This is a genomic window from Agromyces fucosus (assembly GCF_004134865.1).
In the GTDB taxonomy this organism is placed as follows: Bacteria; Actinomycetota; Actinomycetes; order Actinomycetales; family Microbacteriaceae; genus Agromyces; species Agromyces fucosus.
This window is the reverse complement of sequence record NZ_SDPO01000003.1, coordinates 279,911-294,752: the sequence shown is the minus strand read 5'-3', so window position 1 is coordinate 294,752 and position 14,842 is coordinate 279,911. Positions and strand designations below refer to the sequence as shown.

The 14,842-nt window shown below is 72.3% G+C and carries 16 protein-coding genes; 6 read left to right on the top strand and 10 right to left on the bottom strand.

The window, feature by feature from the left end:
• Positions 1 to 49: 49 nt before the first annotated feature.
• Positions 50 to 562, top strand: a complete 513-nt coding sequence (locus ESP57_RS12920; protein WP_341539090.1) for an ASCH domain-containing protein — start codon at positions 50 to 52, stop codon at positions 560 to 562.
• Between the two features lie 163 nt (positions 563 to 725).
• The gene (locus tag ESP57_RS12915; protein WP_056011855.1) at positions 726 to 1,325 is read left to right on the top strand and encodes an antibiotic biosynthesis monooxygenase; all 600 of its coding nucleotides are present in this window, start codon (positions 726 to 728) and stop codon (positions 1,323 to 1,325) included.
• A gap of 35 nt (positions 1,326 to 1,360) precedes the next feature.
• On the opposite strand, the gene ESP57_RS12910 is transcribed toward ESP57_RS12915, so the two are convergent.
• Both ESP57_RS12910 and ESP57_RS12905 read right to left on the bottom strand, forming a co-directional pair.
• Positions 1,361 to 2,014 (bottom strand): DedA family protein, encoded by a 654-nt coding sequence (locus ESP57_RS12910; protein WP_341539089.1) that lies wholly within the window; start codon positions 2,012 to 2,014, stop codon positions 1,361 to 1,363.
• Positions 2,015 to 2,109: 95 nt separating this feature from the next.
• Entirely contained in the window at positions 2,110 to 2,934 is an 825-nt protein-coding gene (locus ESP57_RS12905) for an IclR family transcriptional regulator (RefSeq protein WP_129231868.1), read from the bottom strand.
• Between the two features lie 162 nt (positions 2,935 to 3,096).
• Here ESP57_RS12905 and hutH point away from each other — a divergent pair, with 162 nt between their 5' ends.
• From hutH to hutI, 4 genes are all read left to right on the top strand, one after another.
• Positions 3,097 to 4,686, top strand: a complete 1,590-nt coding sequence (gene hutH, locus ESP57_RS12900) for a histidine ammonia-lyase (RefSeq protein WP_129231867.1) — start codon at positions 3,097 to 3,099, stop codon at positions 4,684 to 4,686.
• Positions 4,687 to 4,816: 130 nt separating this feature from the next.
• Positions 4,817 to 6,301: a M23 family metallopeptidase gene (locus tag ESP57_RS12895; RefSeq protein ID WP_129231866.1), complete on the top strand. Its 1,485-nt coding sequence runs from the start codon at positions 4,817 to 4,819 to the stop codon at positions 6,299 to 6,301.
• A gap of 135 nt (positions 6,302 to 6,436) precedes the next feature.
• Positions 6,437 to 8,128, top strand: a complete 1,692-nt coding sequence (gene hutU / locus ESP57_RS12890) for a urocanate hydratase (protein WP_115960504.1) — start codon at positions 6,437 to 6,439, stop codon at positions 8,126 to 8,128.
• Positions 8,125 to 9,423: an imidazolonepropionase gene (gene hutI, locus ESP57_RS12885; protein ID WP_165877466.1), complete on the top strand. Its 1,299-nt coding sequence runs from the start codon at positions 8,125 to 8,127 to the stop codon at positions 9,421 to 9,423. Before hutU ends, hutI begins: the two co-directional genes overlap by 4 nt.
• A 15-nt stretch (positions 9,424 to 9,438) precedes the next feature.
• Here the strand turns inward: hutI and ESP57_RS12880 are convergent, their stop codons facing one another.
• The 8 genes from ESP57_RS12880 to ESP57_RS12845 form a co-directional block, all read right to left on the bottom strand.
• Positions 9,439 to 9,732, bottom strand: coding sequence for a DUF503 domain-containing protein (locus tag ESP57_RS12880; protein WP_129232165.1), 294 nt, complete (start codon positions 9,730 to 9,732; stop codon positions 9,439 to 9,441).
• Between the two features lie 2 nt (positions 9,733 to 9,734).
• Complete coding sequence (locus ESP57_RS12875; protein ID WP_243648522.1) at positions 9,735 to 10,010, bottom strand: DUF6510 family protein; 276 nt, start codon at positions 10,008 to 10,010, stop codon at positions 9,735 to 9,737.
• Entirely contained in the window at positions 10,010 to 10,864 is an 855-nt protein-coding gene (locus ESP57_RS12870; RefSeq protein WP_341539088.1) for an FAD-binding oxidoreductase, read from the bottom strand. Before ESP57_RS12870 ends, ESP57_RS12875 begins: the two co-directional genes overlap by 1 nt.
• On the bottom strand, positions 10,861 to 11,451 hold the full coding sequence (locus ESP57_RS12865; protein ID WP_129231865.1) for a sulfite oxidase-like oxidoreductase: 591 nt from the start codon (positions 11,449 to 11,451) through the stop codon (positions 10,861 to 10,863). The genes ESP57_RS12870 and ESP57_RS12865 overlap by 4 nt, the downstream gene beginning before the upstream one ends.
• Positions 11,452 to 11,499: 48 nt before the next feature.
• Complete coding sequence (locus ESP57_RS12860) at positions 11,500 to 12,027, bottom strand: SixA phosphatase family protein (protein WP_129231864.1); 528 nt, start codon at positions 12,025 to 12,027, stop codon at positions 11,500 to 11,502.
• Between the two features lie 202 nt (positions 12,028 to 12,229).
• Positions 12,230 to 12,721: a SixA phosphatase family protein gene (locus tag ESP57_RS12855; protein ID WP_056011883.1), complete on the bottom strand. Its 492-nt coding sequence runs from the start codon at positions 12,719 to 12,721 to the stop codon at positions 12,230 to 12,232.
• A 47-nt stretch (positions 12,722 to 12,768) separates the two neighbouring features.
• Positions 12,769 to 13,701: an arginase family protein gene (locus tag ESP57_RS12850; RefSeq protein ID WP_129231863.1), complete on the bottom strand. Its 933-nt coding sequence runs from the start codon at positions 13,699 to 13,701 to the stop codon at positions 12,769 to 12,771.
• A 78-nt stretch (positions 13,702 to 13,779) separates the two neighbouring features.
• Entirely contained in the window at positions 13,780 to 14,778 is a 999-nt protein-coding gene (locus ESP57_RS12845; RefSeq protein WP_129231862.1) for an NAD-dependent epimerase/dehydratase family protein, read from the bottom strand.
• Positions 14,779 to 14,842 lie beyond the last annotated feature (64 nt).

Below are 14,842 nucleotides of genomic sequence, written 5' to 3'. Positions count from 1 at the left end.
CCGGGGCACGGGGATGATCATCGACGAGCGCAGCCCGAGGGAGCGCGAGGTGCCGTTGAACGAAATGGTGCCGGTCGACCGCGAAGCAGCCTCCACGATGTGGAACGCCTACTGGCGGGCACATCCCGACCAGGTCGGGCTCGACGACGTGCCCACCGTCGAGCGGTTCGGCGACCACGCCGAACTCTCGGATGCGCTGCTCGACCTCGTCGTCTCCGGCCGGAAACGGGCGACGGCCACGCTCGTGAAGGAGTTCGCCGCCGACGGCGTGCCGCTCCCCCGCGTCGGCAGCCACTGGATCGCCTGCGACGCGAGCGGTGCGCCCCGGGTCATCCTGCGGAGCACCGAGCTGCGACTCGGCACGATCGCGGACGCCGACGAGGCCTTCGCCTTCGACGAGGCCGAGGACGACCGCTCGCTCGACGCGTGGCTCGTGAGCCACCGTCGCTACTGGGACCGCGTCTGCGCAGCCCTCGAAATCGAGTGGTCCGACGACCTCGAGATCCTCTTCGAGCGGTTCACGGTCGCGTGGCCGGAGGCGCCTCGGCCGCTCGCCGGCTGACGAGCCGGGCGGTCGCCGGCGGCGACGTGCTCGAAGCACCCTCGAAACATGGCCCGGTTACACTCGCATTCGGCCTGGACCAGCCCGCCACCAGCGAAACGGCCGATCATCCAGAGTTCCGCGCACACGATCCGCGGGACTCGCGAGTGCCCCGGGGTGGCCCATGAACAGCGAACCGATCACCGTCTCGATCCGGCGCGAGGTCGACCCCGAGCGCATCTCGGAGGCAACCGCGTGGGTGCAGACCGGCGTGAACCTCGCGGCCAAGTACCCGGGCTTCCTCGGCTCCGGCTGGGTGCGCGCCGGCGAGGGCTCGCAGGTGTGGCACATGCTCTACCGCTTCGCGAACGAGGCGACGCTCGAGGCCTGGGAGGGCTCGGCCGAGCGCACCTGGTGGCTCTCGATGGGCGAGGGCTTCGTGCGCTCCGAGCGCAGCAAGCGCCGCACGGGCATCGAGGGCTGGTTCGACGACCCGGCGACAGGTTCGGTGCCGGCAGCGGATGCCGCGGCATCCGCTTCGCTCGACGAACTGCCGCCTGCGCCGCCCCGGTGGAAGCAGGCGGTGACGATCTGGCTCGGCTTCTTCCCGGTGAACCTCGTCTTCACGCTGCTCGTGACGGCGTACCTGCCGGGCTGGAACGAGCTCGCGGTGGTGTGGAAGGTGCTCGTCACGACCCTGCTGCTGACGCCCGTCATGACGTTCTGGGCGCTGCCCTTCGTGACGCGGCTGCTCCGGCGCTGGCTCGCGCCCGACGCTCGCTGAGACGGGCCGGAGCAGGAGCGCCGAAGCCGGCGGCGTTACGCCGATGCTTCGTCGACCACGCGCCGGTGCTCGAGGATTCGGCGGATGACGAGCACCGCGAGGGCGACCGCGATCGCGCCGTAGACGACCCAATCGAGGTACTGCAGGTACTCCTCGAGCAGTGCGTGCTGGGTGCCGAGCGCTGCGCCGACGCCGATGAGCAGCGTGTTCCAGAGGCCCGAGCCGAGGGCGGTGAAGAGGCAGAAGGAGAGGAGCGGCATGCGATCGGCCCCGGCAGGCAGCGAGATCAGGCTGCGGACTCCGGGGATCATGCGCCCCACGAGCACCGACCAGCGGCCGTGCCGATGGAACCACTCCGCGCCCCGTTCGAGGTCGGTGAGACTCACGAGACGCGTCCACGCGATCCAGCGGATGGCGCGTGCCAGGCCGACCGCTGCGCCGAGCCCGTAGAGCACGAGCGCCCCGACGACGGAGGCGAGGGTCGACCAGAGGATGAGCATCCCGAGGTGGAGGTCGCCCGACTGGCTGAGGTAGCCCGCGAACGGCAGGATGACCTCGCTCGGGATCGGCGGGATCAGCACCTCGAGGAAGACGAGCACCCCGACGCCGACGTCCCCGAGGGAGTTCAGCACGTCGGCGGCGAATCCGGTGAGGCCGGTGAAACCGTGGTCGGCGGCAGTCGTCAGCAAGGTCGTGTCTCGGCTCTCGGTCGGGGTCGATGATCGGTGCTCGGCGGCGGCTTCACGCTACCGGCGCCGGTTGGACGGAAGCTGGGCGCCGTGACTCAGCGCGGGGTGCCGATGCGGCGAGCGAGCGTCGTGGCCGCCTCCTGCACCGCCGACACGTACCGGGCGACCTCCGTCTCGGGCGCGGCATCCGGGTACGTCACCGCGATCGCCGCAGCCGGCCAGCCGACGTGGTCGAGCACGACCGACCCGACCGAGGCGAGACCGCCCGTGACCTCGCCGTCTTCACCGGCCCAGCCCTGCTCGCGCACGACGGCGAGCACGCGCTTCAGGCGCCCGTAGCTCCACACGTGCTCGGCGCCGTCGAGCGCGGCGCGTCCCGCGAACGCAGCCGCGTCTGGGTAGAGGGCCCGGAGTTGCGCGGGGGGCAGCACGGCGAGCATCGCCCTGCCGGTGGCGGTGAGGTGCGCGGGCAGCCGCACCCCGACGTCGGTCACGAGCGAGGGGCGTCTCGGGGCGCGCTCCTCGACGAGGTAGAGCACGTCGCGCCCGTGGAGCACCGCGAGGTGCCCGCTCTCCCCGAGCCGGTCGACGAGCGCCGCGACGAGCGGCCGGCCGAGGCGGGCGAGCGGCTGCTGTCGGGAGAAGCCGCTCGAGAGCTCGAAGGCGGCGATCCCGAGCCCGTAGCGGCGTTCTTCGGGCAGGTGCACGACGAAACCGCGCTCCTGCATGACGGCCAGCAGGTGGTAGACCGTCGAGCGCGGAATGCCGAGCGCTGCGGCGATCGTCGCTGCCGGCACGGGCCCGCGCTGCGCCGCGAGGTGGGTGAGGATCGCGAGCGTCTGGTCGGCCGCGGGCACCTTCGAGCGGTCGAGCGTATCGAGATGACGCGTGTTGTCGCTCCGGGCGATGGATTCCGACATCTTCTGCCATCTCGATTCGAGTCGGGTCGGGTGAGGGTGAGGTGTGGAGTGTGAGCTGAGGTTTGGAGTGTGAGGCGAGCGTACCGCGCGAGTCTGGGATACCGGACGGCTTCCGAGTCCACGCGCTTCCCGCGCGCGTGGGGGCGGTGTGGAATCGGAGGCATGAGCAGCAACGACTCCGCCCCCGCGCGCGCCGCGGCATCCGTCACCGTCGGCACCGGCCCCCTCGGCATCGACGACGTCGTCGCGGTGGCCCGCCACGGGGCATCCGTCGTGCTCGACCCCGCAGCGCTCGACGGCGTGGCCGCGAGCCGCGAGATCGTCGAGGGACTCGCGGCCGACCCCGAGCCGCACTACGGCATCTCCACGGGCTTCGGCGCACTCGCCACCACGTTCATCGCCGAGGACCGCCGCGCCCAGCTGCAGGCGAGCCTCGTGCGCTCGCACGCCGCGGGTTCGGGCGCCGAGGTCGAACGCGAGGTCGTGCGCGCCCTCATGCTGCTGCGCCTCTCGACCCTCATGACCGGCCGCACGGGCGTGCGCCGCGAGACTGCGGAGACGTACGCGGCGATCCTCAACGCCGGCATCACGCCGGTCGTGCGCGAGTACGGATCGCTCGGATGCTCCGGCGACCTCGCCCCCCTCGCGCACTGCGCGCTCGTCGCGATGGGCGAGGGCGAGGTCCGCGTATCGACGGGCTCGACCGGAGGGGTCGGCGAAACGACGGATGCCGCGAGCGCCCTCGCCGCCGCGGGCATCACGCCGCTCCGCCTCGCCGAGAAGGAGGGTCTCGCCCTCATCAACGGCACCGACGGCATGCTCGGCATGCTGGCCCTCGCGATCGACGACCTGCGGATGCTCCTCACCACCGCAGACATCGCCGCGGCGATGAGCGTCGAGGGACTCATGGGCACCGACGCCGTCTTCGCCGCCGACCTGCACGCGCTCCGCCCGCAGCGCGGCCAGGCGATCTCCGCCTCGAACCTGCGGCGCCTGCTGGCCGGCTCGCCCATCGTCGAGAGCCACAAGGGCCCCGAATGCACGCGCGTGCAGGACGCCTATTCGCTCCGCTGCGCCCCCCAGGTGCACGGCGCCGCACGCGACACGCTCGCGCACGCGGCATCCGTCGCCGACGCCGAACTCGCGAGCGCCGTCGACAACCCCGTGCTCACGCTCGACGGCCGCGTCGAGTCGAACGGCAACTTCCACGGCGCCCCGGTCGCCTACGTGCTCGACTTCCTCGCGATCGGCGTGGCGGATGTCGCGTCGATGAGCGAGCGCCGCACCGACCGGTTCCTCGACCGCGCGCGCAACCAGGGCCTGCCACCCTTCCTCGCGCACGAGGTCGGCGTGGACTCGGGTCTCATGATCGCCCAGTACACCGCCGCAGGCATCGTCTCCGAGCTGAAGCGGCTCGCGGTGCCGGCATCCGTCGACTCGATCCCGTCGTCGGCGATGCAGGAGGACCACGTCTCGATGGGCTGGGCGGCCGCGCGGAAGCTGCGGCGTTCGATCGACGGCCTCTCCCGCGTGCTCGCGATCGAGGTCATGACCGCGGCCCGCGGCCTCGCGTTGCGGGCACCGCTCGTGCCCGGCGCGGCGACCGCAGCGGTCGTCTCGCTCGTCGCCGAGACCGGTGCGGTGCCGGGGCCCGATCGCTTCCTCTCCCCCGAGATCGAGGCGATCTCGGACCTCGTGGAACACGGCCGGATCGTCGTCGCGGCGACGTCGGCGACGGGCGCGCTCGACTGAGCCGGGCCCACGTGTGCCCCGAACAGGGTGCGAGATCGACGCGTTCAGGTGTTGTGTCGACCTGCCTGCGCTGAGAGACTGAGGGAGATGTCGGCCCCCGAAGCCGGCGTCTGAACGGAACCCTATGTCGATGATGCAACGAGTGCCCGGCCTGCACCACCCGTCCCGAGTGCGTCGCGCTCGCCCCGATGGGCTCGCCCTGGCCGCCGCGGCAGCCGTCGTCGTGCTGGGCATCTCCGGCATCACCACGGCATCGGCAGAGGAGATCGTCGCGACCGAGACGGCGGCGACGACCTCGGAGACCACCGCCGACACCACCGACACGACGGCCGACACGACCGGGGAGGCGACCGAACCGGCGCCCGAACCCACACCGGAGCCGACACCCGAACCCACTTCCGAGCCGACCCCGGAGCCGACGCCCGAACCGACGCCGACGCCGACCGAGACGCCCACGCCGACGCCGACCCCCGAGCCGACCCCGACGCCCACTCCCACCCCGACGCCCACCGACCCGCCGGCCACGACGCCGCCGCCGACGACGGGGACTCCGGCGCAGCCGCCGGCCCCCTCCGCCCCGGTCGCGAGCCCCGGCGCCTCGCTGCTCGTCGGCAGCGGCCCGTACGCGCGCATCTCGAGCGGCAGCGACCCGCAGCTCAGTTCGCTGCTCGGCGCCCGCACCGCCCTCGATCGGGCGACCGCAGCACTCCGCACCGCTGAGGCGGAGTTCGACGCCGCACAGTCGACGCGCATCGAGGCCCGGGCGCTGGCGACGCAACTGCAGGAGCAGGCCGTCGAGGCCCGCGCCGACGCCGATGCAGCCGGCGCGGCCGCCTTCGCCGCCTCGCGCGGCGGCGACAGCTCGCTCACGTCCATGGCCGCGGCCTTCGGCTCCGGCAAAGACCTGCTCGCCGGCCTCGGCGGCGTGGCCCGCGTCGACCAGATCACCGGCGACGCCGAGAAGCTGCAGAAGATCGCCGAGAAGCGCTCGGCGGAAGCCGACGTCGCAGAGGAGCGCGCCGCCGAGGCGTGGGCCGCCGTCGACGCGGTGCCGGTCGAGGCGGCACAGGCTGCGGTGGCCGCAGCCGAGCGCGCCGTGGCATCCGCTCGTTCCGACCTCTCCGGCCTGCGCACGCGCGTGGCTTCGACGAGCGTCTCGCTGATCGATTCGCTCCCGCGCGATGCCGGGCAGCTGAGCGAGCAGGGCTGGGCCCCCCCGGTCTCCGGAAACCAGACCGACGGATTCGGCCCCCGGCCGAACAAGCCCCTCGCCGGCGTGAACGACTTCCACCGCGGCACGGATGTCGCGGCGAGCTGCGGCTCGCCCGTCTTCGCCGCGACCGGCGGCATCGTCGTCGAAGCCCGCGCGAACGGCAGCTACGGCAACTGGATCCTGCTCGAGCACGGCGCAGGCGTGCAGACCGGGTACGCGCACCTCTCCGACGGCGGCATCCTCGTCAGTCCCGGGGACGCGGTTGCGGCGGGTCAGCTCATCGGGGCCGTCGGCAGCACCGGCGCGTCGACCGGCTGCCACCTGCACTTCGAGGTGCGACTCGACGGCACCGCCGTCGACGCCGTGCCGTTCATGGCGGCCCGCGGCATCCAGCTCGGCTGAGGCTCTCCCGGAACCGGGTTCCGACAGGCTCGACCCGCAACTGTTCGTCGGGCGCGCTCGCACTCGTCTGGTATCCCAGACAGCACGCTCGCGACATCCGTTGTCGGTGACCGCGCGGTGCGCGAGCATCGGAGCATGACCGACGCACCCATCGCAGCCCCCGCCGGCCCCCGCACGGTTCGGGCCGCCCGCGGCACCGAGCTCACCGCCAAGAGCTGGCAGACCGAGGCGCCGCTGCGCATGCTCATGAACAACCTCGACCCCGAGGTCGCCGAGCGGCCAGAGGACCTCATCGTCTACGGCGGCACGGGCAAGGCCGCCCGCAACTGGGAGTCCTTCGACGCGATCGTGCGCACGCTCGAAGGCCTCGAGTCCGATGAGACGCTGCTCGTGCAATCGGGCAAGCCCGTCGGCGTGTTCCGCACGCACGAGTGGGCGCCCCGCGTGCTCATCGCCAACTCGAACCTCGTGGGCGATTGGGCGACGTGGCCCGAGTTCCGCAAGCTCGAGCAGCAGGGCCTCACGATGTACGGCCAGATGACGGCCGGCTCGTGGATCTACATCGGCACGCAGGGCATCCTGCAGGGCACGTACGAGACGTTCGGCGCGATCGCGCGCGCGTCGTTCGACGGCACGCTCGCCGGCACGCTGACCCTCACGGGCGGCTGCGGCGGCATGGGCGGCGCGCAGCCGCTCGCCGTCACCATGAACGGCGGGGCGGTGCTCATCGTCGACGTCGACGAGACGCGGCTGGCCCGCCGCGTCGAGCACGGCTACCTCGACGAGTACACCACCGACCTGGAGGCGGCGATCACGCGTGTCACCGCCGCGAAGGCGGCTGGCGAGGCCCTCTCGGTGGGCGTCGTCGGCAATGCCGCCCTGATCTTCGGCGACCTGCTCCTGCGCCACCGCGCCGGAGAGCTGCAGGTCGACATCGTGACCGACCAGACGAGCGCCCACGACCCGCTCGCGTACCTGCCGGTCGGCGTCGCATTCGAGGACTGGCGCGCCGAGGCCGAGCGCGACCCCGAGGGGTTCACCGATCGTGCGCGAGGCAGCATGGCCAAGCAGGTGGCAGCGATGGTGGGATTCCAGGACGCCGGTGCCGAGGTCTTCGACTACGGCAACTCGATCCGCCGCGAAGCAGAGCTCGGCGGGTACGACCGTGCGTTCGAGTTCCCCGGCTTCGTGCCCGCCTACATCCGGCCCCTCTTCGCCGAGGGCAAGGGGCCGTTCCGCTGGGCGGCGCTCTCGGGCGACCCCGCCGACATCGCCGCGACCGACAGGGCGATCCTCGAGCTCTTCCCCGACGACGAGCACCTCCGCCGCTGGATCACCCAGGCCGGTGAGAAGGTGCACTTCGAGGGCCTGCCGGCGCGCATCTGCTGGCTCGGCTACCAGGAGCGTCACCTCGCCGGGTTGAAGTTCAACGAGATGGTCGCCTCGGGCGAGCTCAGTGCCCCGGTCGCGATCGGTCGCGACCACCTCGACTCGGGATCCGTGGCGAGCCCATATCGCGAGACCGAGTCCATGGCCGACGGCTCCGACGCGATCGCCGACTGGCCGCTCCTGAACGCCCTGCTGAACACGGCGTCGGGTGCGACGTGGGTCTCGATCCACCACGGCGGCGGCGTCGGCATCGGGCGTTCGATCCACGCCGGACAGGTCATCGTCGCCGACGGCACCGAGCTCGCCGCCGAGAAGATCGCGCGCGTGCTCGTGAACGACCCTGGCACCGGGGTCATGCGCCACGTCGACGCCGGGTACGACCGAGCGGTCGAGGTCGCTCGCGAGCGCGGCCTGCGCGTGCCTATGCTCGAGGCATGAGCGACGGGGGCGCCGCCGGGCGCATGCTGCTGACCGGCATCGGCGAGCTCATCACGAACGACCCGTCGCCCGATCGCGAGGCGGGCCTGCTCGGCATCGTGCGTGACGCCGCCGTGCTCGTCGAAGACGGACGCATCGCGTGGGTCGGCACCGCCACGCACGCCGACGAGCGCCTCGGTCACCGGGTCGAACGCGAAGACCGGCGCGACGGCGACGAGCACCGCTCGCTGTGGGACGCCGACGTCGAGGTCGTCGACGCCGGCGGCCGGGCCGTCATCCCCGGCTTCGTCGACAGCCATTCGCACCTCGTCTTCGGCGGCGACCGCGCGGCGGAGTTCGCCGCCCGCATGGCCGGGCAGCGGTACGAAGCCGGCGGCATCCGCTCGACGGTTGCGGCGACGCGAGCCGCGAGCGACGACGAGCTGCGAGCGCGGCTCGCCGGATTCGTCGCCGAGCTGCACGCGCAGGGCACGACGACCTTCGAGATCAAGTCGGGCTACGGCCTCTCGGTCGCTGACGAGGAACGGCTCGTACGGCTCGCCCACGAGGTCACCTCCGAGGTGACGTTCCTCGGCGCGCACGTCGTGCCGTTCGAGTTCCGCGAGGACCCTGCGTTCGGCGGCGACGCCGATCAAGCCGCCGAGACGTACGTCGACCTCGTCGTGGGCGAGATGCTCGACGCGTGCGCCCCGCACTCGCGCTGGGTCGACGCCTTCTGCGAGCGCGGCGCCTTCACCGCCGAGCAGTCGCGACGCGTGCTCGAGGCCGGGGCGGCTGCCGGACTCGGCGTTCGGGTGCACGGCAACCAGCTCGGCGAAGGGCCGGGCGTCCAGCTCGCGGTCGAACTCGGCGCCGCGTCGGTCGACCACTGCACCTACTTGAGCGATGCGGATGTCGCGGCGCTCGCGTCATCCGATACCGTGGCGACCCTGCTGCCGGGCGTCGAGTTCTCGACGCGGCAGCCCTACCCCGACGCCCGACGCCTCATCGAGGCCGGCGTCACCGTCGCGCTCGCGAGCGACTGCAACCCGGGCTCGAGCTTCACGAGCTCGCTGCCGTTCTGCATCGCCGTCGCCGTGCGCGACATGGGCATGACCCCGGCCGAGGCGGTCTGGGCGTCGACCGCGGGCGGTGCCCTCGCGCTGCGGCGAACGGATGTCGGTGCGATCCGCCCCGGCATGCGCGCCGACCTCGTCGAGCTCTCGGCGCCGAGCCACGTTCACCTCGCCTACCGGCCCGGGGTGCCGCTCATCTCACGCGTCTGGAAGGACGGCGCGGTCGTCGCGTCGGGCTGACGCCGGGGCATCCACTCAGTCGTCGCTGCGATGCAGGCCGCGCCGGGTCGAGAGCAACGTGACCTCGGGCCGATCGGCGACGAGCCGTTCAGCCCGGTCGAGCGTCTCGGTCACCCGGTCGGGCGCGGACGAGACCACGCCGAGTCCGATGACCGTGCGACGATGCAGGTCCTGTTCGCCGACCTCCGCCACACTCGCCTCGGTCGTGCGCCGCAACTCGGCCATGATCGGCCGGATGACGGCGCGCTTGCCCTTCAGCGAGTGCACGTCGCCGAGCAGCACGTCGAACTCGATCCAGCCGATCCACATGGTCACCCCGACGATGTGGCTGGGCCCCGGGGCACCTCGATCGCACTGATGCCGCTGAGGCCGATCCAGGCGCGCCCGGCGGTCTCGACGAGGGTGGCGAGCACGTGGTCGCAGCTGCTGCAGCGCACCACGGTGCCGGCGCCGCTGCGGTAGACCATCGCGCGGGCGAGCTCGCCGATCGCACCGCACCCGTTGCATCGCGCCGTCGCGGTGGTCGCGTCGAAGCTGAAGAACTCCGCGAGCGGACCCGCCAGGGCGTTGCCGTCGACATGCTCCATCAGGTGCCTCCGTATCGCTCGGTGCGGATCGACCGTGCATCATGGCCCAGCTCGACGAGCCAGTCGGCGACGCGCTCGACGAAGCCGGTCGACCCGCAGACGAAGACCCGCGGCCGCTCGGCCGCCGGGATCACGGCCGTCTCGAGCACCTCTCGAGTGATGCGCGCCGGTGACGACGGCCATCCGTCGGGTGCGCGGCGCGTGTAGACGAGGTCGAGTCGCAACGGTGCGGATGCCTCGGCGAGCCGCTGCAACTCGTCGGCGAAGTAGACGTCGTCGGGGCTCCGGACCGAGTAGAGCAGGCGGAACGGCGTCGAATCGGCGACCGCACCGTGGGCCGCGGCCATCGCGAACAGCGGCACGACGCCCGAGCCGCCCGCGATGAGCTGCACGGGCCGGGTTCCTGCCGTGGGGCCGCCGGTGTCGTCGCCGTCCGAGTCGCCCGCTGCCGCGGCATCCGGTGCCCACACGAAGAATGCGCCGAGCGGTCCGTGCACCTCGAGCATGTCACCGCCGCGCACCTCGTCGACGAGATACGGCGAGACCTCGCCGTCGGGCAGCTTGTCGACCGCGAGGGTGACGCGGGTGCCGGTGCCCGACGATGCAATCGAGTACGAGCGGGTCGCCGTGTAGCCGTCGGGTGCGGTGAGCCGCACATCGAGATGCTGTCCGGCGGCGTTGCCGGGCCATCCGTCGACGTCGAGCTCGAGGCGTGACGCGTTCGGCGTCTCGCGGCGCGTCGACGCGACGGTCGCGACGTGCCAGCCCGAGCGGGGCACCGCACGCAGCGCGGCGCTTGGCGGCACCGCCGACGGGGCATTCGATTCCGGCCTCTGGGCGACGGCCTCGCTCACCAGTAGCGCTCCTCGGTCCACGGGTCCCCGTGGAGGTGGTAGCCGTTCTGCTCCCAGAATCCTGGCTCGTCCTCGTCCATCATCAGGAGTCCGCGCACCCACTTCGCGCTCTTCCAGAAGTAGAGGTGCGGCACGAGCAACCGGGCCGGCCCGCCGTGCTCGGGCTCGAGCGGTTCGCCGTCGAACTCGAACGCGACCCACGCCTTGCCGCCGAGCAGCTCATCGAGGGGCACGTTGGTCGTGTAGCCGCCGTAGCTGTGCGCCATGACGAACTCCCGCTCCGTCTCGACGTGTTCGAAGAGGGTGTCGAGCGAGACGCCGCGCCAATTCGTGCCGAGCTTCGACCAGTGCGTGACGCAATGGATGTCGGTGTCGACGTCCTCGATCGCGAGGGCCATGAACTCGTCCCAGTTCCACCGGTGCACGCCCGACTCGGTGCGGATCGTGAACTCCCACTCCGCGGTGTCGACCTCGGGCGTCGGCCCCGCCGACAGCACCGGGAAATCGGGCACGAGCGTCTGGCCGGGTGGAAGCCGATCGTCGCGATCACGGCTGCGCCCGCTGAATCCCCTGGTGATGAACGACATGGCGCTCCCTCCCGTTGGCATCGACACTAGCGACGCAGGAGGCGGCTGTCACCGGTTCCGGTCGTGCGACCGGTCGGGGGCGTCGAACGTCACGCCGACCGGCGCCGCCGCGGCCCTGCCCGCGCTCGGCGTCGTGCGCACATCGGCCCACGAGGCCGTATCGAAGGTGAAGACGGCGATCGCCGCCGTCGACATGGCCTCGGCGGTCTTCGAGAAGCGGGTCGCGAGCTCGGTCATCTCGGGATTGTGTCCGACGAGCATCGCGACGGCGAGCCGGTCGTCGAGCGAGCGGATGACGCGCATCATCGTGTCGACCGACGCGGCGTAGAGCCGTTCGTCGGCGATGATGCGCCGGGCGGGGGTGCCGAGTTGACCTGCCACCAGCGCGGCCGTCGACCGGGCGCGCTCGGCGGTGCTCGTGATGATCACGTCGGGCTCGATGCCGCGTTCGACGAGTCGCCGGCCCATGCGGGGCGCGTCTTCGCGGCCGTGATCGTTCAGCGGCCGATCGTGATCGACGAGGCCTGGCGAGTCCCAGCTCGAAGTCGCATGTCGCATGAGCACGAGGGTCTTCACGATGCGTCCTTCCGTCGGGCCGTTCGCGCGCACGCCTGCCGGCGCAGTGCCTGCCCGCGGCGGCCTCCAGCACGCGGAATGCCGCCAGTCGTACCGTACGCCCCTCTGGCGCATCCGCGGTGGCATCGAGCCCGGCGAGGCCGATGGACGGCGAGGTGCTCTCGTGGCGAGCACCGCCCTCGCTGCACCGGACGGAGTGTCGTCACCGGTCGTGAGCAGGAGCCTCGAACCGCACCTCGACCGGCGTCGCGGCGCCGACCTCCGCCCAGTCGGCGACGTCGAAACGGAACTCGGCGACGGCGCAGGTCGGCATCTCGGGAACCTCGTCCGAGAGCCGCGATGCGAGATCGCCGATCTCGGGGTTGTGGCCGACCAGCATGAGGCTGTCCACCTCGTCGTCGTGGGCCCGGATGACCTCGAGCAGGCCATCGGGAGTGGCACCGTAGAGACGGCCGTCCTCCACGATCCGGCCGGAGTCGACGTCGAGCGCCCGGGCGAGGATCTCCGCCGTCGAGCGGGCGCGCACCGCAGTGCTCGTCACGATCACGTCGGGAACGACGCCCCGCTCCCGCAGTCGCTCGCCCACCCTCGGCGCATCACGCCGGCCCCGATGGTTCAGCGGACGTTCGTGGTCGGGGAGAGCCTGGTCGCCCCAGCTCGATTTGGCATGCCGCACCAGCAGGAGAGTCTTCATGGTTCCGTTCCCGTGTTCAGGGTGTGCGACTCGATCGAGGCACGCTGTCAGCGTAGGGCGATTCCCGCAGCGACCTCCAGCACGCAGAGCGCGGCGAGCCGAACGGTGCGGCCGTCGGCGGCGTCGGCCGTGGCGTCCACCTCGGCGAGGTCGATCGATTCCACCCGCGGATCGGCTCCCGCCGCCCGCGCGGCCTGCCGCAGCTCCCACGCCGAGAGGCCGCCGGGCACCGAAGCGGGGCACCCCGGCGCCACCGCGCGGTCGCACACGTCGACGTCGAGGTCGACGTGGATCGGCCCGCCGCCGGCACCCGCGATCTCGAGCGCCTCGGCGAACACTTCGTCCATCGGGCGGCGGTGCAGCTCGTCGCGATGCACGACCGTGATGCCGGCGTCGCGGGCGCGATCGGCGTACTCGCGGGAGTTCACGAAGTCCGCGATGCCGATCTGCACGACGCGGCGGCCGTCGAGGCCGGCTTCGAGCAGCCGGCGCACGGGCGAGCCGTTGCTCACGCCGTCGCGCAGGTCGTAGTGCGCGTCGAGCGTGATGAGCCCGGCCGTGGCGAGCCGATCGCCCCAGACGCCGAGCGCCACGGGCGAGGTCAGGGAGTTGTCGCCGCCGAGCGCGACGACGGCGCCGGCACGGGACGCTGCTGCGGCGACCGCGGCACGCACCCGCGCCTCGCCCTCGGGACCGTCGGGCTCGGCGACGTCGCCGGCGTCGACGACCACGAGGTCGTCGAGTGAACGCGCATCGCTCCGGCGACCGCGGTCGGCCATGAGCGTCGGGCTGTAGCGGCGCAGCGCCGCGCGGATCGCCGCGGGCGTCGCGTGCGCGCCGGTCGGCGAGAGCGAGGTGCTGAACGCCGGCACGCCGACGAGGGCGAGATCGGCGCGCTCCCCCGGGTCGAGCGCGTCGAGCGGCGGCCAGTCGCCGGCCCGAGGCCAGAGCGGATCGTTCGGAAGCGCAGCGGTTCCCATGGTCAGACGGTAGCAACGACGGATGCCGCGAGCCGAGGCATCCGTCACCACTCGTGTCTGCGATACCGGACGGTGTCGCTACTCGATCGACGGGCCGCGGAGCGCCGCGAGCAGCTCGCGCTCGCGTTCAGCGCTGAGCCCGGCGCCGCGCTCGCGCTCGAGTCCCTCGCTGCGCTCCCAGTCGAGGATCTCCTGCAGCAGCTGGTCGAGCGGACGCAGGCGCAGGCCCGCCGCGAGCGCCGCGGCGTTCGACCGGTCGAGGAAGGCCCTCCATTCGGGGTCGATGATCCAGAGCGGGAGCGACTCGGGGCCCGACCATTCGGCGACCCCCTGTTCGGCGAGCCACGCGGGCGAGACGGCGACGACCTCGCCCTCGTGTCCGGCGAGGGCGCGCGAGCGCTCGAGCCAGTCGCCGAACGTCGTGGGCTCGCCGACCGCGTTGAACGCCCCGGTGAGCCGGCGCTCGACGGCATCGATCGTGAACGTCACGAGGTCGTCGACGTGGATCGCCTGCACGGCGTCGTCGAGGATGTCGGGGACGAGCATGGGCTCGTCACTCCGGGCAGCACGCGCAACCCAGTAGCCGCCGCGACCCGAGGCGTCGCCGGGGCCGACGATGAGACCCGGGCGGATCACGAGCAGCCGGTCGCCGAGCGCGTCACGATATGCCGACTCGATGGCGGACTTCGCCTCGCCATAGGTCTCCGCCGTCGACTCGTCGGCCGCGAGCGGCGCCATGAGCTCGGCCGACTCGTCGGCGCCGGGCTCGTTCTGCGCTGCATAGACGTTGCAGGAGGAGATGAAGGTCCAATGGGCCGCGTGCGGCGCCAGGTCCTCGGCCGCTCGGCGCGCGAAGCCCGGCTGCCGGGTCACGTCGATGACGGCGTCCCACTCGCGATCCGTGACGGCGTCGTAGGCGTCGGGCTTCGAGCGATCGGCCGCCACGAATGTCGACCCCTCGGCCACCGCCCCCGCCTCGCCTCTCGCGAGCGAGGTGACGGCGTGCCCGCGCCGCAGCGCCTCCTTGGCGAGTTCGCGGCCGAGCCACTGCGTGCCACCGAGAATCAGGATGTCCATGCCGACATCACAACACGATGCGGATGCCGCGCGCGCCCCTGTTCTCGATCCGCGAACCCCGCGG